Annotated in this window: 22 protein-coding genes and 2 pseudogenes; 12 read left to right on the top strand and 12 right to left on the bottom strand. The window is 61.5% G+C overall.

What is annotated here, in order from left to right; genetic code table 11:
* Positions 1-123 precede the first annotated feature (123 nt).
* The gene (locus tag RWJ89_RS03205) at positions 124-579 is read left to right on the top strand and encodes a BA14K family protein (RefSeq protein ID WP_017961454.1); all 456 of its coding nucleotides are present in this window, start codon (positions 124-126) and stop codon (positions 577-579) included.
* Between the two features lie 60 nt (positions 580-639).
* Here RWJ89_RS03205 and RWJ89_RS03200 read toward each other — a convergent pair whose 3' ends face one another.
* Positions 640-1,512: an oxidoreductase gene (locus RWJ89_RS03200; protein ID WP_316030564.1), complete on the bottom strand. Its 873-nt coding sequence runs from the start codon at positions 1,510-1,512 to the stop codon at positions 640-642.
* Between the two features lie 34 nt (positions 1,513-1,546).
* Here RWJ89_RS03200 and RWJ89_RS03195 point away from each other — a divergent pair, with 34 nt between their 5' ends.
* Positions 1,547-2,005: a winged helix-turn-helix transcriptional regulator gene (locus RWJ89_RS03195; protein ID WP_170268445.1), complete on the top strand. Its 459-nt coding sequence runs from the start codon at positions 1,547-1,549 to the stop codon at positions 2,003-2,005.
* On the opposite strand, the gene RWJ89_RS03190 is transcribed toward RWJ89_RS03195, so the two are convergent.
* Genes RWJ89_RS03190 through RWJ89_RS03180 form a run of 3 tightly spaced genes read right to left on the bottom strand, consistent with a single transcriptional unit; the run spans position 2,002 to position 4,596 of the window.
* A complete protein-coding gene (locus RWJ89_RS03190; protein WP_017961457.1) occupies positions 2,002-3,378 on the bottom strand; it encodes an ATP-binding protein in 1,377 nt (458 codons plus the stop codon). The two genes, RWJ89_RS03195 and RWJ89_RS03190, sit on opposite strands and share 4 nt — an antisense overlap.
* Before the next feature lie 24 nt (positions 3,379-3,402).
* The gene (locus tag RWJ89_RS03185; protein ID WP_011652933.1) at positions 3,403-4,104 is read right to left on the bottom strand and encodes a response regulator; all 702 of its coding nucleotides are present in this window, start codon (positions 4,102-4,104) and stop codon (positions 3,403-3,405) included.
* Positions 4,105-4,596, bottom strand: coding sequence for a MarR family winged helix-turn-helix transcriptional regulator (locus RWJ89_RS03180; protein ID WP_017989072.1), 492 nt, complete (start codon positions 4,594-4,596; stop codon positions 4,105-4,107). It lies immediately after the preceding gene.
* A 236-nt stretch (positions 4,597-4,832) separates the two neighbouring features.
* On the opposite strand from RWJ89_RS03180, the pseudogene RWJ89_RS03175 reads away from it, so the two are divergent.
* Positions 4,833-5,100 (top strand): annotated as a pseudogene (locus RWJ89_RS03175) (aminotransferase class IV); the annotation flags it as partial.
* A gap of 142 nt (positions 5,101-5,242) precedes the next feature.
* Here RWJ89_RS03175 and RWJ89_RS03170 read toward each other — a convergent pair.
* Together RWJ89_RS03170 and RWJ89_RS03165 are read right to left on the bottom strand one after the other, a co-directional pair.
* Positions 5,243-5,512, bottom strand: a complete 270-nt coding sequence (locus RWJ89_RS03170) for a hypothetical protein (protein ID WP_003541697.1) — start codon at positions 5,510-5,512, stop codon at positions 5,243-5,245.
* A gap of 182 nt (positions 5,513-5,694) precedes the next feature.
* The gene (locus tag RWJ89_RS03165) at positions 5,695-6,312 is read right to left on the bottom strand and encodes a DUF1236 domain-containing protein (protein WP_131630504.1); all 618 of its coding nucleotides are present in this window, start codon (positions 6,310-6,312) and stop codon (positions 5,695-5,697) included.
* Between the two features lie 287 nt (positions 6,313-6,599).
* Between RWJ89_RS03165 and RWJ89_RS03160 the strand changes: the two genes are divergently transcribed.
* Positions 6,600-7,274 (top strand): MBL fold metallo-hydrolase, encoded by a 675-nt coding sequence (locus RWJ89_RS03160; RefSeq protein WP_316030563.1) that lies wholly within the window; start codon positions 6,600-6,602, stop codon positions 7,272-7,274.
* A 30-nt stretch (positions 7,275-7,304) separates the two neighbouring features.
* Here RWJ89_RS03160 and RWJ89_RS03155 read toward each other — a convergent pair whose 3' ends face one another.
* The 4 genes from RWJ89_RS03155 to RWJ89_RS03140 form a co-directional block, all read right to left on the bottom strand.
* On the bottom strand, positions 7,305-7,646 hold the full coding sequence (locus RWJ89_RS03155) for a tRNA-binding protein (RefSeq protein ID WP_131664610.1): 342 nt from the start codon (positions 7,644-7,646) through the stop codon (positions 7,305-7,307).
* A gap of 10 nt (positions 7,647-7,656) precedes the next feature.
* Positions 7,657-8,484 carry a pyrroline-5-carboxylate reductase gene (gene proC / locus RWJ89_RS03150; RefSeq protein WP_077978895.1) on the bottom strand — a complete coding sequence of 276 codons (828 nt, stop codon included), beginning with the start codon at positions 8,482-8,484 and terminating at the stop codon, positions 7,657-7,659.
* Between the two features lies 1 nt (position 8,485).
* Positions 8,486-8,986 carry a YbjN domain-containing protein gene (locus RWJ89_RS03145; RefSeq protein WP_003541709.1) on the bottom strand — a complete coding sequence of 167 codons (501 nt, stop codon included), beginning with the start codon at positions 8,984-8,986 and terminating at the stop codon, positions 8,486-8,488.
* Between the two features lie 389 nt (positions 8,987-9,375).
* Positions 9,376-9,636 (bottom strand): accessory factor UbiK family protein, encoded by a 261-nt coding sequence (locus RWJ89_RS03140; RefSeq protein WP_003541711.1) that lies wholly within the window; start codon positions 9,634-9,636, stop codon positions 9,376-9,378.
* 201 nt (positions 9,637-9,837) lie between these two features.
* Here RWJ89_RS03140 and lgt point away from each other — a divergent pair, with 201 nt between their 5' ends.
* The 6 genes from lgt to RWJ89_RS03110 all read left to right on the top strand — a co-directional run bounded on the left by lgt (position 9,838) and on the right by RWJ89_RS03110 (position 15,819).
* Positions 9,838-10,686 carry a prolipoprotein diacylglyceryl transferase gene (lgt, locus tag RWJ89_RS03135; protein ID WP_131664609.1) on the top strand — a complete coding sequence of 283 codons (849 nt, stop codon included), beginning with the start codon at positions 9,838-9,840 and terminating at the stop codon, positions 10,684-10,686.
* A gap of 18 nt (positions 10,687-10,704) precedes the next feature.
* Entirely contained in the window at positions 10,705-11,805 is a 1,101-nt protein-coding gene (locus RWJ89_RS03130) for a class I SAM-dependent methyltransferase (RefSeq protein ID WP_316030562.1), read from the top strand.
* A 111-nt stretch (positions 11,806-11,916) separates the two neighbouring features.
* Positions 11,917-12,711 carry a peptidoglycan editing factor PgeF gene (pgeF, locus tag RWJ89_RS03125; protein ID WP_316030561.1) on the top strand — a complete coding sequence of 265 codons (795 nt, stop codon included), beginning with the start codon at positions 11,917-11,919 and terminating at the stop codon, positions 12,709-12,711.
* 5 nt (positions 12,712-12,716) lie between these two features.
* The gene (locus RWJ89_RS03120; protein ID WP_017961468.1) at positions 12,717-13,868 is read left to right on the top strand and encodes a M24 family metallopeptidase; all 1,152 of its coding nucleotides are present in this window, start codon (positions 12,717-12,719) and stop codon (positions 13,866-13,868) included.
* A 91-nt stretch (positions 13,869-13,959) separates the two neighbouring features.
* Positions 13,960-14,781 (top strand): hypothetical protein, encoded by an 822-nt coding sequence (locus tag RWJ89_RS03115; RefSeq protein ID WP_316030560.1) that lies wholly within the window; start codon positions 13,960-13,962, stop codon positions 14,779-14,781.
* Positions 14,782-14,886: 105 nt separating this feature from the next.
* Complete coding sequence (locus RWJ89_RS03110; RefSeq protein ID WP_011652946.1) at positions 14,887-15,819, top strand: ribose-phosphate pyrophosphokinase; 933 nt, start codon at positions 14,887-14,889, stop codon at positions 15,817-15,819.
* 223 nt (positions 15,820-16,042) lie between these two features.
* Here RWJ89_RS03110 and RWJ89_RS03105 read toward each other — a convergent pair whose 3' ends face one another.
* Complete coding sequence (locus RWJ89_RS03105; RefSeq protein ID WP_316030559.1) at positions 16,043-17,578, bottom strand: hypothetical protein; 1,536 nt, start codon at positions 17,576-17,578, stop codon at positions 16,043-16,045.
* A gap of 102 nt (positions 17,579-17,680) precedes the next feature.
* A pseudogene (locus tag RWJ89_RS03100) lies at positions 17,681-19,763 on the bottom strand (putative bifunctional diguanylate cyclase/phosphodiesterase).
* A gap of 299 nt (positions 19,764-20,062) precedes the next feature.
* Between RWJ89_RS03100 and RWJ89_RS03095 the strand changes: the two are divergent.
* Entirely contained in the window at positions 20,063-20,671 is a 609-nt protein-coding gene (locus tag RWJ89_RS03095; protein WP_131664605.1) for a 50S ribosomal protein L25/general stress protein Ctc, read from the top strand.
* A 183-nt stretch (positions 20,672-20,854) separates the two neighbouring features.
* Entirely contained in the window at positions 20,855-23,206 is a 2,352-nt protein-coding gene (locus RWJ89_RS03090) for an EAL domain-containing protein (RefSeq protein WP_316030558.1), read from the top strand.
* The last annotated feature ends 9 nt before the right edge of the window (positions 23,207-23,215 follow it).

Here is a 23,215-nt window from a genome sequence, read left to right as displayed (position 1 = left end):
AGAATTCGAGTTGAAGCCCGGCAGCAATGCCGGGTTTTGTCGTTCAGCCTTCGTTCAGCTACAGGTCTGTACGACTGTGACCATCGAGAAAGGGACCGGCGTTCGGTTCCCGGGATTAGGATTATGCTTATGAACAGGCTCGCCAAGACCCTTTTGCTGACGGCAACCGCTGCCGCACTCACGCTTTCCGCCATCGGTGAAGCGTCGGCCCGCGACCGCCACTGGCGCCATGGCAATCACGGCAACAACGATGCGTGGGTCGGCGGCGCCGTCGGCCTTGCGACCGGCTTGATCGTCGGCTCTGCCATCGCCAATGCCAATAACGGTCCGGTTTACGAAGAGCGGCGCTACATCGACCCGGCCTACGAGCCGGATTACTACGAGCCCGCTCCGGTCTATCGCGCGCCCCGCCGCGTCTATGTCGACCAGCCGCAATATTACGCGCCGGTTCGCACGGCGGTTGAGCCCTGGTCGCCGCAATGGCAGCGCTACTGCTCCTACCGTTACCGCTCCTTCGATCCGCGCAGCGGCACCTACATCGGCTATGACGGCCGCAGCCACTTCTGCACCGCCGGCTGATTTCACAACAATCCCTGCTACAAAGCGCCGCTTCTCAGCGGCGCTTTTGTTTTTGCCTCGTCAACCGGCCTTCTTTTCCCAAGGCATCGGTCCTGCCTCGGCATCCGGCTCAAAATCGGTCGAGACGCTGACGGCGCGCCATTCACGATCGGCCTCGATACGCGCCGCATCCGCTTTCTCGACATTGCGCACGGCATCGCTGCCGAGCAGCAGCCGGAACGGCGGCTCGTCGAGACCGGCAATGTGGATGACGACCGCGGCCGCTTTGGCGGGATCGCCGGGTTGGCGGCCGTTGTACGCACGCTGGAAGCGCACCGTAGCACCGACCGTCTCCGCATAGTCCTGCCGCCCTTCGGCAAGCACCGTCGAGGAGCCGGCGAAATCGGTCCTGAAGCCGCCGGGCTCGATCACCGTCACCTTGATCCCGAATGGCGCGACCTCCTTCGCCAGCACCTCGGAAAAACCCTCGACACCGAATTTCGCCGCCGAATAGGCGCCGCGCCCGGCAGGTCCGATCCGGCCGCCGACGGACGAGAACTGGATGATGTGCCCCTCTCCCTGCCCGCGCATCAGGGCGATGACTGCCTTGGTCATGATGATCGTGCCGAAGAGATTGGTCTCGATCTGGGCTCGAAAATCGGCAAGGCTGGTATCCTCGATCGAGCCGACATTGCCGTAGCCGGCATTGTTAACAAGCACGTCGATGCGCCCGAACCGCTTCACACCCGCCTCGACTGCCGCCGCTGCCGCCGCCTCGTCGGTCACGTCAAGCGCCAGCGTCAGCACCTGATCGCCATACCGCTCGGAAAGATCGGCAAGCTGGCCGGGATCGCGCGCTGTCGCCACCAGATTGTCGCCGGAGCCCAAAACCGCCTCCGCCAGCGCCCGGCCGAGACCGCGCGAACTCCCCGTTATCAACCAGACCCTGGACATCGGAAACCCTCCTTCTTTGGTTCCCTGCTCATGTATGGTCTATTGTATCCAATCGAAAGAAGGTACCCAGACGATCTATACACACCTTGAGGTAACTGACGTGAGCAGCGACATGTTCGATTTCTGCAGCAGCATGACGGACGAACAGGATGCGCGGGCCCGCGAACTGATCGAGCGGGCGGCAGCGAAATGGCCACTGCGCATCCTGCATGTGCTCTCTGATGCCGGCGCACCCCTGCGCTTCTCGCGCCTTATGGAGAGGGTCGAGGGCATCAGCCAGAAAGTGCTGACGCAGACGCTACGCACCCTCGAAGGAGATGGCCTCGTCATCCGCACACTCTATCCCGAAGTGCCGCCGCGCGTCGAATATGAGTTGACGCCGCTCGGACGCGACCTCCTCATGCAGGTCGCCGCGCTCTGGCGCTGGATCGTCGAACACCTGGACGATTTCGATGCACGCAAAGCCGTGAAGCTGACGGCCGCCCGTGCCTAAGCGGGGATGCGGATCGTTGCCCTCAGCCCGCCGAGCGGGCTGTCACTGAGCGTGACGTTGCCGCCGTGGCTGCGGGCGATGTCGCGGGCGATCGCCAGGCCGAGCCCGGTGCCTGATGCATCGAGGTTGCGCGCCGTATCCAGCCGGAAGAACGGCTTGAACACGTCCTCACGGTTCTTTTCGGGAATGCCAGGCCCGTCATCGTCGAAGATGACGGTCAGCCATTTGGCATTGTGCTTGGCCTCGATGTCGAGCCTATCGGCATAACGGCGAGCATTCGAGGCAAGGTTGGTGACGAGCCGCATGAAAGCGTTCGGCCTGACGGAGATATCGTCATCGCCTTCGATCGAATAGCTGAATTTTTTGCCGTGCAGGGCGAAATCGGATTCTAGCTTGGCAAAGATCTCACTGAGTCTCAGCTCGCCGACATCCTCTTCGACCTCGCCGCGTGCGAAGGCCATGTAGGCCTCCAGCATGGTCTGCATGTCGTTGACGTCATCGTTGAGGCCATGCAGGTCGGGATTGTCGCCGGCCAGCGCCAGCTGCAGCTTGAAGCGGGTGAGGATGGTGCGCAGATCATGGCTGACGCCGGAGAGCATCGCCGTGCGCTGCTCGATCTGCCGTTCGATTCGTTCGCGCATCAGGATGAAGGCAAGACCGGCGCGCCTGACCTCGTCGGCGCCGCGCGGATAGAAATTGTCGGGCTTCTGCCCCTTGCCGAAGCTTTCGGCCGCACGCGCTAAGGTCAGGATCGGCCGGATCTGCCCGCGCAGGAAGAGGATCGAGATGCCGATCAGCACCAGCGAGGTTCCGACCATCCAGACGATGAAGATATGCGTGTTCGAGGCATAGGTCTGGCTGCGCTTGGTCAGCACCCGCAGGATCTTGTTGTCGAGTTTGATGCGGATCTCGACGAGGTTCGAGTTGCCGACCGTGTCGATCCAGAAAGGCCGATGGATCTCGTCAGTGATCTCGTCGCTGAGGATGCCGTCGAGGATCGAGAAGAACGGCTTGACGCGCGGTGGCGGCAGGTCGCCGTCCGGCTCGATCGAGATCTGCAGGCTGAGCTGGTCGCGGGCGATGCGGATGATCTCGCTATAGTCCGAATTCTGCGGATAGGTCTCGATGATCTCGATGATCGCGGCGATGTCACGGGTGACCGCAAGCGACAGCCGCTCCGTTACCATTTGCCAGTGGCGCTCCATGAAAACGGCGGCGACAACGGATTGCAGGAGCACCATCGGAATGATGATGATCAGCAGCGAGCGCGCGTAAAGTCCGGTCGGCAGCCGCCGGCGCAGCCAGCGGACGATCGAGCGCCAGCCCGGCGCAGAAGTGCGGTCTTCCCGCCGCAAGCTTTCGATCGTCACCATCAGCGCCGGTCCCGAACCTTGAGTTTAGTCGATGCTCAGCCTGTATCCGATGCCGCGCACGGTCTGCAGCCAGACGGGATTGGCGGGATCGTCCTCGATCTTACGCCTCAGCCGGTTGATCTGCACGTCGATCGTCCGCTCGCCGACTTCGGTATCGTTGCCGATCAGTTCATGGCGGGGGATCGTGTCGCCGGCGCGCCGCGCAAAGAGCAGCATGATCTCCTGCTCGCGGTCGGTGAGCCGGATCACCTCGCTGGCTTTCTTCAGCTCCTTGCGGGTCAGCGAGAAAGTGTAGGGGCCGAACATCACCTGTTCGATCTTCGGTCCCTCGCCGCCGGCGTTGCGGCGCAGGATGTTGTTGATGCGCAGCACCAGTTCGCGCGGGTCGAAGGGCTTGGAAAGATAGTCGTCGGCGCCCGCCTCAAGGCCTTCGATGCGGTTGCCCGATTCTGCCAGAGCCGTCAGCATGATGATCGGGACGTTCTTGATGGCGCGAAGCCCGCGGGTAACCTCGATGCCGGATTCGCCGGGCATCATCACATCCATGATGATCAGGTCGAAATCGAGACCCGCAAGCTTGCGCTGCGCCTCAGCGCCGTCGGCGGCGACGGTGACGCGGAAGCCGTTCTCGGCGAGATAGCGATTGAGCAGCGCACGGATGCGGGAGTCGTCATCGACCACCAGCAAGTGCGCCGCATCGTCGGAAATATCTGTCTTGACCGCCATTCAATCCGCCTTCTGTCTGTCCCGCATGCCGCTGAGGAAAGCTTTTACGCCCTCCCGCACCTCCGCAGAAGCCCCTTCGAATGCCCGCTCAATGCGGCGCGATTGCGGCTCGGCAAGGGCAAGCGCCAGCTCTCGTCCCGATTTCGTCGGATAGAGCTTGCGCTGCCGCCGGTCTTCAGGACCTGCCACCTGGCGAATATAGCCTGAGTCGATCAGCTGTTTCAGCACCCTTGCAAGGCTCTGCTTGGTGATCTTCAGCGTTTCGAGAAGATCGGCTACCGTCATGCCGGGATTGCGGTTGACGAAATGTACGACGCGGTGATGCGCCCGGCCGAAGCCGCTCTTTTCGAGGATAGCGTCAGGATCGGAAACGAAGTCGCGATAGGCGAAGAAGAACAGCTCGATGATCTCGAAATCGATGATATCAGTATCTTCCATCGGCGTGGCTAGCGGCTCCGGCTTGCCTGCTTTCGGGCCGGTCTGTCGTGACACTCGGCATTTCCTTTCTTTTCCGCGCGCTGCCGGAAGCTTTCGCGAAGATATGTCAGCCTTATTGACATAAATTTGCGTCGCTATCAGCTTCCACGAACTCTGCGGGAGCCCGCACGGCCTCTCATTTCCCTGGCATTTCCCCGGAAAACAAGGCCCGTCCGGCACTCCGACGCAATACGCGATTTCCCCTTGCGTCTGTGGATAAAACGTAATGGGGATAACAATCAACAGGCATGGCGCGTGAAGCGCCGGAGGAGTCTGGGGAGATGATGCTCGATTATCTCGGTCAGGTCACTGATGCGACCGGCGCCAACATCTTCTTCATCAAGGATGGCGTCATTCACACGCCGACCCCGGGTTGCTTTCTGAACGGTATCACCCGCCAGACGTCATCAACCCGGTTTCCGAAATCGGCCCGTATCGCTTCACGCCATCGATGATCTCGAAACACGGATGAACGACCACATGAAGGAAGTCTATCCGGCGGCCGTCGCCGCCGAATAAGCCCCTCACGCAATCGGTCCGGCTACCGCATAATTCCTTAAATAGGAATCGATTTAAGGATGCAGCAGTTCAAAGTGCTACGGCGTCCTTTGCGGCTCTCGAAAAGACGTGCGGCGCTGTAGATACAGACCCATCGGGCCTTTTATCTATGCGCCCGTGCCATGACCAGTCCGGCGAGCGTCGAGAGAATGCCGCCGCCGATCAAGCCGCCGATGCCGTCGGCGATCAGGCCGGTCATAGCCGCTTCCCCACCGACCATGCTGAGCAGCATACCGCCGGCAACGCCGCCGATCGCACCCGCGATCGTACGGGCGACGACATTGATCGCCTGCTGCTTCAAAGCGGCGCTCGCGGCGTTGCCGCCGATTGCACCGGCAATCAATTGGGTGATGAGCGGAAGTAGCGCTTCCATGATTTCCTCCTCTGGCGATCTCCCCGACCGCCGATCCATGCCGAACCTTCGGCATATTAGTATATTATCATATTTCGGAGGAAAGCGTTAAGAAAAATCAACCGATGCGGGATTAAGGCAGGGAGAACCGCCCCGGAACGAGGCGGTCCGACGTCCGCCTCGCCTCGTTTCTGTCGATCACGTCACTGATAGACGTAGACGATCCGGCGTGTACCGGGATCGACCAGCACCGGCCGGTCGTTGATCCTGGTATAGCGATACTCGTAATCCGGGATCGACTGGAAGGTGACATCGGCAGGCACTTCCGCGCCGACGACGACGTCACCGCCGAGCTGCACCGTCTCACCCGGATTGGTCTCGATGTAGGTGCGGACTGTCTCCGGTGGGGTGATGGTCTCGACCGCACCGACGGGGCCGAGCAACTCGTCGCCCGGTGCCGGCTGCGGATCGGCCGGAACGACACTCGCGGTCGACTCGTAAGTCACGCTGGGAACGCCGATCTCGGCGCGGTGCTGTTCGACGATAACAGACGTGCCGCCATGATCGACCTGCAGATAATCAGCATAGACCCAGCCGCGCATGCCGTTGACGTCGACGCGGCACCAGCGGCTGCCTTCGATGCAGCCGTCGAGGACCGCGGTCGAGCCGCGGGTGGCAAGGCCGACCGAGGGATATTGCGGGCCCGGGCCGGCGCGAACGTTGAGATCATTGACCGTTGTCGCCATCATCTCCGCCTGCGCAAGACCGCCGCTCGCCAGGAGCACGGCTCCAGCCAACAGAATGTTTCTCTTCAACGTCATGTGAGCGTCTCCTTGGTTTCGATGCGCTGACAACGCGCGGGGTTCCCCGATGTTCCCCGGCACTCCGCCCAGCGAAACGCCGCTTGTCGGAGATTTCATCCAAGTACCTTGGAGAATTAAACAAAATTCGATTTTTCCGCTCTACGGCAGTGGCGAAGAGAGGCATAAACTCTTGTTTCAGTCCGTCTTTTTGCCGTGAGGCAGGCCGCAATGGCGGAAGATTCCGGCTGTCCTTGCCGTGGTTTCGGACTATACCCGAAGCAATAGAGACACGAAGCGAGGCACATATGGGCATGCTCCAGGCCGGCATCATTCCGGTGACACCCTTCCAGCAGAACTGCACGATCTTCTTCGATCCCGATACCAAGGAAGGCGTCGTCGTCGATCCCGGCGGCGACGTGCCGCTCATCCTGCAGGCGATTGCCCAGAACGGCCTGACCATCAATGAAATCTGGCTGACACACGGCCATCTCGACCATGCGGGCGGCGCCAGTGAATTGAAGGAGGCCCTCGGCGTCGACGTGGTCGGCCCGCATCAGGACGATCTGCCGCTGCTGCAACGGATCGAAACCCAGGCTGAAAAATACGGCATATCAGGATTGCGCGACGTCGTGCCCGACCGCTGGCTGAAGGACGGCGACAAGATCTCTTTCGGCGCCCATGAATTCGAAGTCTATCACACGCCCGGCCATGCCCCCGGCCACGTCATCTATTTCAACCGTGCGCAGAATTTCGCCCATCTCGGCGACGTGCTTTTCAACGGCTCGATCGGCCGCACCGACCTGCCGGGCGGCAATCATCAGCACCTTCTCGATTCGATCCGCGACAAGGTATTGCCGCTCGGCGACGACGTCGGCTTCATCTGCGGCCACGGCCCCGGCAGCCGCATCGGCGACGAGCGGCGAAGCAATCCATTCCTGCAGGAGATCAAACCTCGTGGAGGATCCGATCCTGCCACGTGAAGCCCGGAACAAATAGCTGTAAGCTCGCGCTCACATCATTCTTCTGCCGTTCGGCACCGGCTGTTCGACCGCAGCAAGCACGATCGCGCCGTTTTCGTCCTCGAATCCCAGCGTCAGCACTTCCGAGCGGAACGGCCCGATCTGGCGCGGCGGGAAATTGACGACGCCGAGCACCTGCCGGCCGATCAGGCTTTCCGTCGTATAATGCACGGTGATCTGCGCTGAGGACTTTTTGATGCCGATGTCAGGACCAAAATCGATCAGGAGTTTGAACGCCGGCTTGCGCGCCTCCGGAAAGGGGCTGGCTTCGATGATCGTGCCGACGCGGATATCGACACGCTCGAAATCGGCGTAGGTGATCTCTTCTGCCATATGGTCTCCGTCAGCCAGCCAGTTCCTCGGCTCGCTTGCGCGCCGCCGCAAGGGCTGCGTCGAACAAGGGCTGCATGCCGTCTTCGGCCATCAGCACGGCGAGCGCCGCCGCCGTCGTGCCGCCGGGAGAGGTCACATTTTCCCGCAGCCGCGAAGCGTCGTCGGGGGACTGGTGCATGAGTTCACCAGCCCCCGCGACTGTTTCCCGCGCAAGACGCATGGCGAGGTCCGCCTGCAGGCCGAGTTTACGGCCTGCCTCCGCCATACATTCGACGAGATAGAATACATAAGCCGGACCGCTGCCCGAAAGCGCCGTCACGGCATCGATATCGGCTTCCGCCGGCACCCATTCGACCGGCCCCGAGACGTGCAGAAGGGCATGGACGCGTTCGCGCTGCGGATCGCTGACCCCTGAATTCGCAAAAGCACCGGTGACGCCGCGCCCGACCATGGCTGGCGTGTTCGGCATGGCCCGCACCATGGCGGCCTTGCCGAGATGTTTCTCGAGGAAACCGAGCGTCTTGCCGGCCGCGACCGAGACGACGACCGTGTCCGGCCCGATGGCACTCTTCACCGCCGGCAGCACCGTCTCCATCACCTGCGGCTTGACTGCCAGAAACAGCACGCTTGCCTTCAAATCCGTAGGAAGCGCAGTCAGATGGGTCGCGCCAGCCTCGCTGATCGTCGAAAGCATCGCCGGCGACGGGCCCGGATCGACAACGATGACGGCCGAGCCCGGAACGCCGCTTTTCAGCCAGCCGGAGAGCATCGCCCCGCCCATGTTTCCGGCACCGATCAGAACGACGGGATGTGTCGAGGAGAAAGCCTTCGTCGGCATCTTATGCCTCGCCGACCGTTTCAAACAGCACGGCTTCCATCGCCTTCGTCGCTTCCATGCCGGACCAGACGACGAACTGGAATGCCTGGAAATAGGCCTCGCAGGTGTCAAGCGCGCTGGAAAGCAGCACCTCCACCTGGCGATTGGTAGGCTCCGCACCGCCGGCAAGCAGCAGCGATTGGCGGAAAATGACGACATCTTCCTGGCGCCAGAGGTCGAAATGACCCATCAGCACCTGCCCGTTGATCGCCGAGAGCAGCTTGACCACCTCGTTGACCCTGATGTCGGGAACTTTGATATCGAAGGCGCAGCCAAGGTGCAGCGCCTCGAATTCCTCCATCCAGGAGAAGGAGACGTGGTAGTCCGTCCAGCGGCCCTCGACCGTCATCGCGATCTCGTCCTCGCCGGACCGTTCGAACGACCAGTCATTGTTGGAGGCAACGTACTCGATCATATCGACCGGGTTCGACTGACGCTCGACTTCCAATTCCATCAGGTTCATGCAGCACCTTCTTGACCGGAACGAATGCGACCTAACTTGGTGTACGAACACAAGAAAGACACACGCAAAATACCGGAACCACCACTCGGATGATCGTTGAACCGCTGCCAGACTTAACGCAGATAACCTGCCCGGAGCTTACCACGTCGCTTCGAATCATCATTTAAAATCAGTGTATAGCGCCCCTGGTCCCCTGCCAGCCCCCTGAACCGAAAATAGGACCGACCACTGTGGAAAGGCTCTTCGAAATTCAATTCAGAAGGGAGAATAAGCGACTCTGCGAATTGGCTTTTTTGGCAGTGTCCACAGGTGGAAAACTCACCTGGTTTTTTTAAGGAAGATGCGGCGTGTGGCATGAAGGCAACGCCGCATCTGTGTCGTATCGGGACTTAAGCGCCCTCGCCGGCAAGCTTCGCCTCGAGTGCTGCGATGCGGGCGGCAAGCGCCTCGTTCTCGTCGCGTGCCTTGATCGCCATCTCGCGCACGGCCTCGAACTCCTCGCGCTTGACGATGTCCATGCTGTTCAGCCAACGCTCGGCCTGGGCGTTGAAGGCGGTTTCGATCTCCTTGCGGACGCCCTGGGCGGCACCGGCCGCATCGGTCATCAGCTTGGCGAATTCGTCCATGATGCGGTTCGTTCCGGTCGTCATGGCGTTTTTCTCCCTTCGCATGAGGTGAATTCAGCCCTTCAGGGCCTCGAGGATTGAGGTAGGGCTTCGCCATCGACGATGCAAGCGCTTTACACGGGATAAGCTTGCCGGAACCGGCCGGGAACGGGCCATCACGAACAATGGACTTGACCGTCCGGGATCGCAGCGGCATGTTCCGCGCAACTCAACAGGTGGAAAACCTTGCCGACAGCAGCCAATCTCCTTGCCATCATGCCTTTCCCGGATATCGATCCGATCGCCTTTTCGATCGGCCCGCTGGCGATTCATTGGTACGGTCTCGCCTATGTCGCCGGCATCCTGCTCGGCTGGGCCTATGCGCGTCGCATCGCCGCCAATGACAGTCTCTGGCCCGGCAACGTCTCGCCGATATCAAAGACGCAGCTCGATGATTTCATCGTCTGGGCAGCGCTTGGCGTCGTCCTCGGCGGTCGTCTCGGCTATATTTTCTTCTATGATCTCCCCGCCGTCCTGCGCACTCCCGTCCGTGCGCTCGAGATCTGGAACGGCGGCATGTCCTTCCATGGCGGTCTGACCGGCACGACGATCGCCATGATCCTCTTTGCCCGCCGTAACGCCATCCCGGTCTGGAGCCTGTTCGACATTGTCGCCGCCGTCGTTCCCTTCGGTCTGTTCTTCGGCCGCATCGCCAATTTCATCAATGGCGAGCTGTGGGGCCGGTTGACCGACGTGCCCTGGGCCGTTGTCTTCCCGACCGGCGGTCCCTTCGCCCGCCATCCGAGCCAGCTTTACGAAGCCGGTCTCGAAGGCATCGTTCTGCTCCTGGTGCTGGCCGCCTTCGTCTATGGCATGCGCGCGCTGAAAAGCCCCGGCTTCATTACAGGCGTCTTCGTCTGCGGTTATGCGCTGTCGCGCATCTTCGTCGAATTCTTCCGCGAGCCTGATGCCCAGCTCGGTTACCTCGTCGGCACGAGCTGGCTGACCATGGGCATGGTGCTCTCCTTCCCGATGATCCTGCTTGGCCTCTGGGCGATGCTGCGGGCCCGCCGCCAGGCTGCGCTGCAGCTCTGAAACGGCAGGACGCGCGACATGACCACCGCTCTAGGCGAAAAGATCAAGGCGATTATCCAGGCCAACGGCCCGATCAGCGTCACCGATTATTTCTCGCTCTGCCTCGCAGACCCCGAACACGGCTATTACCGCACCCGCGAGCCCTTCGGCCGTTCCGGTGATTTCGTCACCGCGCCGGAGGTCAGCCAGATCTTCGGCGAGATGATCGGCGTGTTCATCGTCCATGCGTGGCAGCGCCACGGCACACCGACAGACGTCCGCCTCGTCGAGATCGGCCCCGGCCGCGGCACCATGATATCAGACATGCTGCGCGTCATCTCCCGCATCGCTCCACCGCTTTTCGACGCCATGACCGTGCATCTCGTCGAAACCAGCGAGCGCCTGCGCGACATCCAGAGCCAGACGCTCGAACCCCACGGCGAGAAGATCACCTGGCACGATGGCTTCGACGAAGTACCACCCGGCTTCACGCTGATTGCCGCCAACGAACTCTTCGACGCCATCCCGATCCGCCAGTTCGTCCGCATGCCGATGGGGTTCCGTGAGCGCATGGTCGGTATCGACGCCGATGGCGAGCTGACTTTCGCCGCCGGCGTCGCCGGCCTCGATCCTACCTTGCTGCCCGAACCGGTGCAGAACGTGCCGGTCGGCACCCTCTTTGAGATCTCGCCTGCCCGCCAGGCGGTGATGATGGCGATCTGCGAGCGGCTGCGCGCCTTCGGCGGCACGGCGCTTACAATCGACTACGGCCATCTCGTCACCGGCTTCGGCGATACGCTGCAGGCCGTGCGCATGCATGAATTCGACCCGCCGCTCGCCCATCCCGGCGAAGCCGATCTGACGAGCCATGTCGACTTCCAGCAGCTCGCCGAAACGGCGCTTGCGGCCGGCCTCCATCTGAACGGCGCCCTGCATCAGGGTGATTTCCTGACCGGCCTCGGCATCATCGAGCGCGCAACCGCGCTCGGCCGCGATCGCGAACCGCAAACCCAGCAGGTCATCCAGGCGGCGGTCGAAAGGCTCGCCGGCGCCGGTGAAGGCCGGATGGGCGAACTGTTCAAGGTGATGGCGGTCTCCTATCCCCCCCTCGATCTCATGCCCTTTCGTCCGGTGGATTGACAGGGCGCACGCGGCTGGTTCAACATCGGCCCGAAACAAGAACTTGAAGCGCGCCGCATATGCGATGCGCTTGGGATAATAACAAACCCCTCGAAAACCCCGGAATCACAGATGCAGGACGCGGCCTCTCCCGCACCGATCGAAAGCGCGCTGCTGAACGAAGCAGCGGGCACCACGATCCGGCACGGTTATTTCACTCGGGCCGGCGGCGTTTCCGAAGGGCTGTATCGCGGCCTCAATGTCGGCCTCGGCTCCAGCGACGAACGCGACAAGGTCCTGGAAAACCGTCGTCGCGTCGCCGCCTGGTTCGGCCTGCCGGTTGAGCGGCTGGCAACCGTGCATCAGGTCCATTCCCCCGATGTCGTGACGATCGGCGCCGATTACGACGGCGCCCGCCCCGACGCGGATGCGATGGTAACGCGCACCCCTCGCATTGCGCTTGGCGTGCTCGCCGCCGATTGCGGACCCATCCTGTTTGCCGACCCGGACAATCGCGTCATCGGTGCTGCCCACGCCGGCTGGAAGGGCGCGCTGACGGGCGTGCTCGAAAACACCATCGCCGCCATGGAGGCACTGGGTGCGGACCGCGCTCGCATCGTCGCTTGCCTCGGCCCCTCAATCAGCCAGGCGAGCTATGAGGTCGGCCCTGAGTTCGTCGAGCGTTTCGTCGCCGAAAACCCGGAGGACGAGCGCTTTTTCGTGCCTTCCGCAACGCCCGGCCACGCCATGTTCGACCTGCCGGCGCTGACTGTCGACCGGTTGACGAAAGCCGGCGTGCGTGCGGAAAGCCTCGGCCTCTGCACCTATCCGGACAACGAGCGCTTCTTTTCCTACCGCAGGACGACACATCGCAAGGAGCCGGATTACGGCCGCCAGATTTCCGCGATATCAATCAGGGAGACTTGAGCAGAATGGCACTGCACTTCGAAAAGGCCGAATTCGCAAGCCGGCTTGCGCGCCTCACCGAGAAGATGAAGGAAGAAAAGCTCGACGCCTTGCTGCTCTTCGCCCAGGAAAGCATGTACTGGCTGACGGGCTACGACACCTTCGGCTACTGCTTCTTCCAGACGCTGGTCGTCAAGAGCGACGGCACCATGGCGCTGATCACCCGCTCGGCCGATCTTCGCCAGGCCAGGCATACCTCGATCCTCGAGGACATCCATATCTGGGTCGACCGGGTCAATGCCGACCCGACGCTCGACCTGAAGAACCTGCTGGTCGAGATGGACCTGCTCGGCGCCCGCATCGGCATCGAATATGATACGCACGGCATGACCGGCCGCGTCGCCCGGCTGCTCGACGCGCAATTGACCACCTTCGGCCAGATCGTCGACGCCTCCTACCTCGTCAGCCGCCTGCGCCTGATCAAGAGCCCGACGGAGGTCGCCTATGTCGAGCGTGCCGCCGTTCTCGCCGACGATGCGCTCGATGCCGCGATCCGGCTGACAAAACCCGGCGCCGACGAGGCCGATATCCTCGCCGCCATGCAGGGCGCGATCTTTTCCGGCGGCGGCGACTACCCCGCCAACGAGTTCATCATCGGCTCCGGCGCCGACGCCCTGCTTTGCCGCTACAAGGCCGGCCGCCGCAAGCTCGACGCCAACGACCAACTGACGCTCGAATGGGCCGGCGCCTATGCGCATTACCATGCCGCCATGATGCGCACGATCGTCATCGGCGAGCCGACGCATCGCCACCGCGAGCTATACAACGCCTGCCGCGAAACCATCGAGGCGATCGAGACCGTGCTCAAGCCCGGCCAGACCTTCGGCGATGTCTTCGACATGCATGCCAGGATCATCGACGAGCGCGGCCTGGCCCGCCACCGGCTGAATGCCTGCGGTTATTCGCTCGGCGCCCGCTTCTCGCCGTCCTGGATGGAGCATCAGATGTTCCATGTCGGCAATCCGCAGCCGATCGAGCCGAACATGTCGCTCTTCGTGCACATGATCATCGCCGATTCCGATACGGGAACGGCGATGACGCTCGGCCAGACCTATCTGACGACAGCGGATGCGCCGCGCGCGCTATCCCGTCATCCGCTCGATTTCATCGGGCTCTGACCGGTGAGAATCCGGAATTGACAGACGACCGTCCCCACCCGCATAAATTCGGGTGGGGCTGATTGCGATTGCGGGAAGGACGGACCAAGGGATGACGCGAGCTGCGATTGTGCCCACGCTCCTGTTCGTCATGGCTCTACTGATAGCCTGCAACACGACCGATGCGCTGACGCCACAGGTCGACATCGGCAATTCCTCCGGGGGCGCCCCGTCGAGCCCGGTGACGCAAAGCGAAGCCGAGCGCTTGGCAGGCACCCGCCAGCCGAGTTTCTCGGGAAACTCGCAGCAGGGCGGCTACCATCCAGCCTATGATCAGTCGCAGCGGGCCTATCGACCCGGCACCGGCGCGGCACCGACGACGATGCAGGAACAGGCAGATGCCCTGTCGAGAAGCGGCTCCTCACCGGCCGCCTCTGCCCCGATCGACGGACAATCGCTGCCCCCGCCGGCGGCCAGTGGTGAGCTTGCCGCACAGCCGGCTCCGCCGGCCGAGGCGCAACAGCCGCAGCAGACCGCCGCCCTCCCCCCCAGTTCCTCCTCCGCCCGCGGCAATACCGTGCGCTTCCTACCGATCATCGGCGCGCCGGTGCAGGCCGTGACACCGCTCTCGCGCCAGCTCGGTACCGAGGCGCGCGCGCACGGCCTTTCCATCAAAAGTTCGAACGATGCGAGCAGCGACTACATCCTCAAGGGCTACCTCTCCGCCTTCAGCGACGACGGCAAGGTCACCGTGGTCTATGTCTGGGACATTCTCGACAGCGGCGGGGGCCGCCTGCACCGCATCCAGGGACAGGAAAGCGTGCCGACGGCCGCGGCCGATCCCTGGGCGGGCGTTCCGGCTTCGGTGATGCAGCAGATCGCCTCGAAAACCATCGCGGAATTCACCTCCTGGCGGCAGGCTCAGGGCGGTTAGTCACAAACTTTTTGCAAATATGGAAGGCTGTGGCGCCTTTGCCCTTGCATTCACGGGGAAGCTGACTAAAAAGCGCGGCTATCAGCGCGTAACAGGCGGACCAAAATGAAGGTTTTCGCGGGCAATTCGAACCGGCAACTCGCCGAAGCGATCTGCAACTATCTCAACGTTCCCTTGGGGAAAGCCAGTGTTCGAAGGTTTGCCGATCAGGAAATCTTCGTGGAAATCCAGGAAAATGTGCGCGGCGAGGACGTTTTCCTTGTACAGCCCACCGCTTTTCCCGCAAACGACCACCTGATGGAACTGCTGATCATGATCGACGCTATGCGTCGTTCGTCAGCCCGCCGCATCACCGCCGTCCTTCCCTATTTCGGCTATGCCCGCCAGGACCGCCGAGCCTCCGGCCGCACGCCGATCTCCGCCAAGCTGGTCGCAAACCTCATTACCGAAGCCGGCGCCGACCGTGTCATGACGCTCGATCTCCATGCCGGGCAGATCCAGGGCTTCTTCGATATTCCGACCGACAATCTCTTCGCTATGCCCGTGCTGACGCGCGACATCAAGAGCCATTATGACCTCAGCAACGTCGTGGTCGTCTCGCCTGACGTCGGTGGTGTGGTGCGTGCCCGCGCGCTTGCCAAGCGGCTGGACTGTCTTCTGGCCATCGTCGACAAGCGTCGCGAGCGGCCGGGTGAATCCGAAGTCATGAACATCATCGGCGACATCACCGGCAAGGACTGCCTGCTGATCGACGATATCGTTGATTCCGGCGGCACGCTCTGCAACGCGGCCGACGCGATGCTGGCCAAGGGCGCATCCAGCGTCACCGCCTATATCACCCACGGCGTTCTCTCGGGCGGCGCAGTCACCCGCGTCACTTCCTCGAAGCTGCGCGAACTCGTCATCACGGATTCGATCCAGCCGACCACGGCGGTTCTCTCGGCGCACAATATCCGCATCGTAACGACGGCGCCGCTGATCGGCGAAGCCATCAGCCGAACGGCTCAGGAAGAGTCCGTCTCCAGCCTCTTCGATTAAAGAGAGCCGGCATTCGACCGGCTCTTTCAATTTCTGCATCAGATGGACTACCAAGCTATTACTGGGCATGCTCTTCGAGCCGCATGAATTGCTGGCCGTTGATAGTCGCCGAGCCGCGTTCGGTGACAACGAAAGCCCAGAATAAACCGCCGTTGCGATCGTTGGGCGCAAAAAAGCCGGCACAAGGCCGGCTTTTTCATTTCTGATCCTAATTTGATAATGCTCAAGGCTGCTGCGGCGGCGCAGGTACCGCGTCCTGATCCTGATCCGGTTCCTGCTCCTGGTCTGGCTCCTGATCCAGACTATCCGGCCCCTTGACCACCTGCCCGTTGACGGCGATCGCGCCGTCGCGGCTGACGCTGATGTCCCAGCGCGAGCGGCCATCTGCATCGGTCTTGGCGAAACCCTTCACCATCATGATGCCGAAGGAGACCTGGTTGAGATCGGGATCCGTCTTGGCAAGCTCCTGAACCGCGGCAATCGTCTTGTCGAGATCACGGGCAAGGATCGTCGCCTCCATCGAATAGTCCTTCTGGGTATCGACGCGTCCCTCGATCTTGCCGGTCATGTCGAGGTCATAGACATCGGACTTGGCGCTGACCTTCGGAAACTCGATGGCGAGCCGGCCATCGCGGAAGAGCTTCTTCGCCATCTCCTCGCCGCTCGTCTCCGGCGCCTCGGCGCTGCTGAAATCCACCGCCATGAAGGCGTCGCCGAAGGTGGCGAAATCCAGATTCGGCATGGCGAGTTGCAGCTCGAAGCTGGTCGGCATGAAAGGCGAATAGCTTGGCGGCATCAGCGGGCTGTCGAGTCTGATGTCCTGCGCATTCATGCCGAAGCCGAAACGCATGGCATCGCTCGGCCCATCGATGGCCAGGTTGTAACCAAACGCCTTGACGCCGCCATTGCCCATCTGGCTGCTGACGGTCAGATTGTTGACCCCGATTGTTTCGCTGAAAGAGGCAAGAATCGGGAAGGCTTGCTTGAGCATTCCCTTTATCTTGTCGCTATTCTCCGGGCTCAGTTCCTTCTCCTCGAGATGGTCGAGAACGAAAAGGACGATCTCGCGGATTTGCTTGGCCGGCAGGCCGTTCACCTTGGCATCGAAATCGATCGAATCGGCACGGATTTCAACGGGCGGCATTTGCAGGCCGGAAACCTGCTCCACGAAAGTGGACATCGAGCCGCTGCCCGCAAAATCGATACGCCCGTTGCCGCCTGCGCTGTCCGTCGAACTCAGCTTTTGGTCGATCGCGGCGATACTGGCATGGACTTCCTCGGTGTCGGACTTGCTGGTGACCTTGATGTCCTTGCCGGTGAAGGTGCCGGAGCGCAGATAGCTGATCGCCGGATCGAAGACGCCGGTGTAGACAAGCGAAGCGATGGAGTAGGAAAAGTCCGTCGGCTTCTGGTCGGGGCCTCTGAAATGGCCGGAAACGTTGAGGTTGTTGTCACCCTCGATGTTCCAGAGCCCGCTGTCGAGCGGCGTGGCGAACATCGAGAACGGCGTCAGCCCGTTGATCGCGAATGTCGCCGGATCGGCCTTGGCAAGCAGCTTCGCCAGATCGTAAATGATCTCATATCGCGCCCCCGCCGGATTGACGGTGATCAGGCCGCTCTTCGCCAGATCCTCGGGAAGCAGCTTCGTCAGCGTGTCCTTGACCGCATTGGCGCCATCCTGATTGATCTCGACACCCTGGGCCGTGGTGACAAGGCAAAGTGCCAGCAAGCTCGTTGCCGTGACAAGTTTGAGACGCATAGTCCGATTTCTCCTCAGCCGCTTTTTTGAATGCGGGCCATCCAAAGATGCGAAGCGCGCGGATGTCAACCTCAGCTGCGGCAGAGAAGGGCAATTTGCCGCTCACGCGGCCGCGGATTTCTTCACGACCGGCGCAAGAACCGTTTCGTGCTGTACGGCCGGCACCTCGCCGTTGACGATCGCCTCGATGCCCCGAGCGCGGTCCCGGCTTACCGAAGAGGAAGCCCTGCACTTGCAGACAGCCTTCCCGTCGCAGGAAGTCGATATGGTCTTCGTTTTCGACGCCTTCAGCAAGCACCGGTATGTCGAGGCTTGCTGCAAGAATTAGCGTCGAACGCACGATTGTCGCAGACTGCTTGTTGGTGACGACGCCGTCGACGAAGGCGCGGTCGATCTTGATCTTGTCGAACGGGAAGCTGTGCAGTGTCGACAGTGACGAATAACCCGTGCCGTAATCGTCCATCGCCACCTTTACGCCGAGCGCTTTCAGCCGGCGGATGGCCTGAAGCGCATGTTGATGATCGGCGATGATGCCGGATTCGGTGATTTCGATCTCGAGTCGCGCCGCCGGCAGGCCGGTCTCAAGCAGGATCTGATGCACGATCTGCGGTAGGCGGTTGTCGCCGAGCTGCTGCGGCGCGACGTTGACGGCGATGCGTAACGGGTTCTTCCAGGTCGCCGCTTCCGCGCAAGCGGCCCGCAGCACCCATTCACCAAGCTCAATGATAAAGCCGGTCTTCTCCGCGATCGGAATGAATTCGACGAGTGAGATGTAGCCGCGCACAGGATGTCTCCAGCGCAGGAGCACTTCCAGGCCAATGATGTCGCGCGTCACCGTGTCATTCTGCTGCTGGTAGAACAGCTCGAATTCGCCGCGTGCCAATCCCTCCCGCATCTCGCTCGCCAGCGCGTTGCGTTCGCGCGCTGCCTGGTCCATCGAGGGCTCGTAGAAGCATATGCTGTTGGTCGCTGTCGATTTTGCCCGATACATGGCCGTATCGGCCTGTGACAGCAGGTCGTCCAAAGTGTTCGCCTGTCCGGAATAGGTGGAGATACCGATACTGGAGCCGACGGTCAGCGCATGGCCGTTCCATTCGATCGGCCGGGCGATCTCGTCGAGCATGCGTTGCGCCAGTCCCTTGGCGTCCGAACGGACGAAATAATCGCACATGACCGCCACGAACTCGTCGCCGCCGACCCGCGCCACGAACCGGCCGTTCTGCATGATCCTGGACAGCCGTTCGGCGACGGCGCGCAGCACGGCATCGCCGGCGGCGTGGCCGTGAACGTCGTTGATTTCCTTGAAACGGTCGAGGTCGAAGGAGAGCACGGCGATATTGGCCGTCATGTCCTTCGGCTTGTTGACCAGCGCCGACAGATGCTCGTTGAAGGCGGCGCGATTGGCAAGATTGGTCAGCGGGTCATGCAGCGACAGATGGCGATAACGCTCGACGGCTGCCTGGGTCGACTGCATGTCGATGATATAGGTGGAGGCGCCCAGCGCCAGGATGATGATCATGACGGCGCTGACGAGACCGGTCATGATGCCGTCAGAGATGATCTCGGTGGGTGCCGCAACAGTGGCATCCGGCAGGATCGTCAGCCCCGCCATCCCGGTGAAATGCGTGAGCACGATCGCAAGGATCAGCGAAAGGGCAGCCCCGTGGCGGCAGAAACGCGTGATCGGCCGGCAGACGCGATTGGTGGCGACTGCGCCGAACAAGCCGGCCAAGACCAGCGAGGTGACGACATAGGAGGTCTGCCATTCGAGACGACCCTCGATCTCGTAACCGGCGATCCCGACATAGTGCATGACCGCGATGCCGAGGCCGACGATCACGCCGCCTGCCTCGATAAGCGCGCTCTTCTGCGCAATTGACGCGATGGCAAAGCCGATCATCGTCGTCGCGACGGCGGCAAACAGCGACAGCAGCGTCAGCGTCGGCCCATAGCCGTTCGCCACCGGCGTCTGGTAACCGAGCATGGCGATGAAATGCGTCGTCCAGATGGTCGAGCCGCCAACGAAACCGGAGAGAAACAGCCAGTTGGTTTTCTGCAGCCCCTGCGATCGGCGCACCCGGGTGAAGAGGCGCATCGACAGCATCGATCCGAGCACACAGATAACGGTGGCGAAGATCAGATGCGGAAGGCTGTGTTCGACTGTGATGCAGGAAAGGACGCGCAACGTGAGAGGCAACCGGCAAATTGAGACGGCCCTGCTTATATTGGCGGGTAAACGCAGGATTTATTAATCGCCGCCGATTTCGTTTTCGATGGTGAAACCTTGGCGAAAGCGTGTATATGGGCAAAAAACAACTCAAATCCGCAACTTGCGTTTCCGATCGACTTATAATATAGGCCACCGGTCCGTGTAGACACCCTTGGAGGCAACGCGGATGAGGTCGGGTCATCCCGCCTCCGGTTCGTCGGAACAAGGCTTTTGCCCGCCGCCGAACTCTCCAAATAACCTCGAAAGGAATAGCCATGAGCCAGGAAACTTACGAGCTCAAGGCCGAGGCGCGCGAACGGGTTGGTAAGGGGTCCGCCCGTGAACTTCGCCGCAACGGTTTGATTCCCGCTGTCATCTATGGTGACAAGCAGGCCCCCATTTCCATCGCTCTCAACACCAATGAGGTGACGAAGCGCATTCACGCCGGTGGTTTCATGACCACCGTGGCGACGATCGAAGTCGACGGCAAGAAGCACAAGGTTCTGCCGAAGGACTACCAGCTCGATCCGGTCCGTGACTTCACCATGCATGTCGATTTCCTGCGCGTCTCCGGCAACACCCAAGTGACCGTCGAAATCCCCGTGCACTTCATCAACGAAGAGAAGTCACCGGGCCTCAAGGTTGGCGGCGTTCTGAACATCGTTCGCCATGAAGTCGAAGTTCACTGCCCGGCCGATGCGATCCCCGAGTTCTTCAACATCGACCTCAGCGGCAAGAAGATCGGCGACAGCATCCATATCGCGGAAGTCACCCTGCCGAAGGGTGTCACCCCGGTCATCGACCGCGACTTCACGATCGCGACGATCATCGCTCCGGCTGCCGGCATCGATGAGAGCGCCGCGGAAGGCGAAGCCGAAGCCTGATCGCTTCGACCAATTTGTAAAGCATATGGCCCGCTTTCCCCTGGAAAGCGGGCTTTTCATTGCCCGGAAACACCCGTTTCAGCAACATTTAACAAATTCGTGAAAGCATGCTCCGTCAGCTGCGAAGAAGCCCGCCTCAACGCGCGACAGCAAATACGGCCGGCCCGGGGAGTAGACGGAACCATGAACAATTCCGTTGAGAACAGATTTTTTGCGATAGTTTGCGGAGCGCTGCTTGTTTTTGTCGCTCCCCTCTTTGTTCTCTTCCTTTTTCTTTCCTCGGAACGGGCCGACAAGGAAATACGCGACCATATCTCCGTTCTTCTTGTCGCCAATGCCCAGGCGCTGGCCAAACCCCTGTGGGACCTTGACGAGGACAGCGTCACCCAGATCAGCGCGACGGTCGTTTCCCAGGGCGCCATCGTCAAGGTCGAAGTGCGTGACCAGTCGGGCCAGCTCGACGTCAGCCAGTCCACCATTCCGCGCTCCTTCGACGGCAAGCTGGTGCAGGTGTCGCGCGCCATCATCTATAACAACGTCGACGGTCCGAAGAACCTCGGCAGCATCAGCGTCTATTATCCTGCGCTCGGCCTGTTTTCCGGCCTGAAGCAGGAAGAGGTCGTCTTCATCTCGATCTTCATCTTCGCGGTGCTGACCGTTTTCGGCACGGCGCTGATCGGCAACCGCTTCTTCGTCATCCAGCCGCTGATGCGGCTGACCGCGGCAATCGAGGCCACCCGCCAGTTGGGCTCCCGCCATCATGTCGACTGGCAGTCGAACGACGAGATGGGACGGCTTGCCCATAGCTTCAACGAGATGCAGACCAAGCTCGAAAGCGAGGAAAAGGAGCTGAAGTTCGCACACCGCCGCGCCACCGACATCTACAATCTGACGCCCGCCATGCTCTTCTCGCTCGACGAGGAAGACCGCATCACCGCCGTCAGCGATTATTGGCTGCTTGCCACAGGTTATAACCGCGCCGCCGTCATCGGCCGCAACTTCGCCAATCTCGTCACCCCCGCGACCCGCAACAAATTCGTCAAGCGCCGCCAAGCCGAAAGCGGCATGACCGTCACCGTCAAGTTCGTTTGCCTGGATGGCCGCACCATGGACGTCCTCATCATGGAATCGGAGGCGGGAGCTGGCGCTCAGGACCGCCTCTCGCTATCGGTCATGACCGATGTGACCGAACTCAAGGCGTCCGAGGACCGCAATCACCGCCAGGCAATCACCGATCACCTGACCGGGCTTCTCAATCGCCAGGGCTTCGAAGCCGTCCTCGACAACAAGATCGCCGCCGCCGATGCCGCCGGCCAGGAACTCGCCTGTCTCTTCGTCGATCTCGACCGTTTCAAGTGGATCAACGACAATATGGGCCATGCCGCCGGTGACATGGCGCTGGTCGAGCTAGTCGAGCGCCTGAAGACCCATCTTGCCCCCTCCGACGAGGCGGCCCGTCTCGGCGGCGACGAATTTGCCATCCTGCTGCCGGCCAAGGACGCCGAAAGCCGCGCCAAGGTGATGTGCGAGCAGATTGCCTCGATCTTCGAAACGCCATTCGCCCCCGACATGCATCTGAGCGCTTCCGTCGGCATCGCCATCTATCCGCATCATGCTGCAACCGCGGCCGAGCTGCTGCAAAAATCCGACATGGCGATGTATGCCAAGAAACGCGACGGCAAGAACGGCGCGCAGCTCTTCGACAATGCCATGCTCGACCGCGCTCGCAGCCGCGCCGAAATCGAGGCCAATATCGAAGCCGGCCTGGTCGACAACTGGTTCGAAGCCTTCCTGCAGCCGATCGTCACCCTGAACGGCCGCGGCATTGCCGGTTTCGAGGCGCTGATGCGCCTCAACCATCCGCAGAAGGGCATGATGCCGCCGGCCGAGATCATCAGCGTCGCCGAGGAAACGGCAAAGATCGTCCGCGTCGGCAACGTCATCATGGAAAAGGCGATCGCCAACCTCGCGAAGATTTCCCGCATATCAGGCATGCAGGATACCTATCTCGCCATCAACTTCTCGCCGCTGCAGTTCGAGCCGGCGCTGCCGGCCCGTCTTGCCGCCGTCATCGGCCGCCACGGCATCCGCCCCGAGCGCATCGTCGTCGAGATCACCGAAGCCGTGCTGATGCACGACAACCCGCAGATCCGCTTGATCGTCACGGAGCTTCGTCGTTTCGGCTGCCGCATCGCGCTTGACGATTTCGGCACGGGCTATTCGTCGCTGAGCTACCTCAACCGTTTCCCCGTCGACATCATCAAGATCGACCAGTCCTTCACTCGCGCGATCAACGACGGCGACGACGACGTGCGTCAGAAGAGCCGGATGCTGATCGAAGGCATCACCACGCTTTCCCACAAGATGAACTGCACCGTTATTGCCGAGGGCATCGAGACCGAAGAGGAATGCCGCACGCTCCACCAGATGGGGCTTGACTACGGCCAGGGCTATCTCTTCCATCGTCCGCAGCACGCCGCCACGCTGATCGACGAACTGACGGCCTCGCAATCGGCCGTCGCACGTGCCTCGTGAACGAAGAAC

The organism is Rhizobium sp. 10PS4, from assembly GCF_032464805.1.
Classification (GTDB): domain Bacteria; phylum Pseudomonadota; class Alphaproteobacteria; order Rhizobiales; family Rhizobiaceae; genus Rhizobium; species Rhizobium laguerreae.
This window is presented reverse-complemented; position numbering and strand designations above follow the sequence as displayed.

Bases quoted from the DNA above. Each gene is read 5' to 3' on its own strand.
- RWJ89_RS03200 (WP_316030564.1), bottom strand. From the start codon at position 1,512: ATGTCCAGGGTCTGGTTGATAACGGGGAGTTCGCGCGGTCTCGGCCGG.
- RWJ89_RS03155 (WP_131664610.1), bottom strand. From the start codon at position 7,646: ATGGCAGAAGAGATCACCTACGCCGATTTCGAGCGTGTCGATATCCGC.
- RWJ89_RS03115 (WP_316030560.1), top strand. From the start codon at position 13,960: ATGACGCGAGCTGCGATTGTGCCCACGCTCCTGTTCGTCATGGCTCTA.
- RWJ89_RS03110 (WP_011652946.1), top strand. From the start codon at position 14,887: ATGAAGGTTTTCGCGGGCAATTCGAACCGGCAACTCGCCGAAGCGATC.
- RWJ89_RS03170 (WP_003541697.1), bottom strand. From the start codon at position 5,512: ATGGAAGCGCTACTTCCGCTCATCACCCAATTGATTGCCGGTGCAATC.
- pgeF (WP_316030561.1), top strand. From the start codon at position 11,917: ATGCAGGACGCGGCCTCTCCCGCACCGATCGAAAGCGCGCTGCTGAAC.
- RWJ89_RS03090 (WP_316030558.1), top strand. From the start codon at position 20,855: ATGAACAATTCCGTTGAGAACAGATTTTTTGCGATAGTTTGCGGAGCG.
- RWJ89_RS03105 (WP_316030559.1), bottom strand. From the start codon at position 17,578: ATGCGTCTCAAACTTGTCACGGCAACGAGCTTGCTGGCACTTTGCCTT.
- proC (WP_077978895.1), bottom strand. From the start codon at position 8,484: ATGCCGACGAAGGCTTTCTCCTCGACACATCCCGTCGTTCTGATCGGT.
- RWJ89_RS03165 (WP_131630504.1), bottom strand. From the start codon at position 6,312: ATGACGTTGAAGAGAAACATTCTGTTGGCTGGAGCCGTGCTCCTGGCG.
- RWJ89_RS03195 (WP_170268445.1), top strand. From the start codon at position 1,547: ATGGTCTATTGTATCCAATCGAAAGAAGGTACCCAGACGATCTATACA.
- RWJ89_RS03185 (WP_011652933.1), bottom strand. From the start codon at position 4,104: ATGGCGGTCAAGACAGATATTTCCGACGATGCGGCGCACTTGCTGGTG.
- RWJ89_RS03120 (WP_017961468.1), top strand. From the start codon at position 12,717: ATGGCACTGCACTTCGAAAAGGCCGAATTCGCAAGCCGGCTTGCGCGC.
- RWJ89_RS03140 (WP_003541711.1), bottom strand. From the start codon at position 9,636: ATGACGACCGGAACGAACCGCATCATGGACGAATTCGCCAAGCTGATG.
- RWJ89_RS03130 (WP_316030562.1), top strand. From the start codon at position 10,705: ATGACCACCGCTCTAGGCGAAAAGATCAAGGCGATTATCCAGGCCAAC.
- RWJ89_RS03160 (WP_316030563.1), top strand. From the start codon at position 6,600: ATGGGCATGCTCCAGGCCGGCATCATTCCGGTGACACCCTTCCAGCAG.
- RWJ89_RS03205 (WP_017961454.1), top strand. From the start codon at position 124: ATGCTTATGAACAGGCTCGCCAAGACCCTTTTGCTGACGGCAACCGCT.
- RWJ89_RS03190 (WP_017961457.1), bottom strand. From the start codon at position 3,378: ATGGTGACGATCGAAAGCTTGCGGCGGGAAGACCGCACTTCTGCGCCG.
- RWJ89_RS03145 (WP_003541709.1), bottom strand. From the start codon at position 8,986: ATGAACCTGATGGAATTGGAAGTCGAGCGTCAGTCGAACCCGGTCGAT.
- RWJ89_RS03095 (WP_131664605.1), top strand. From the start codon at position 20,063: ATGAGCCAGGAAACTTACGAGCTCAAGGCCGAGGCGCGCGAACGGGTT.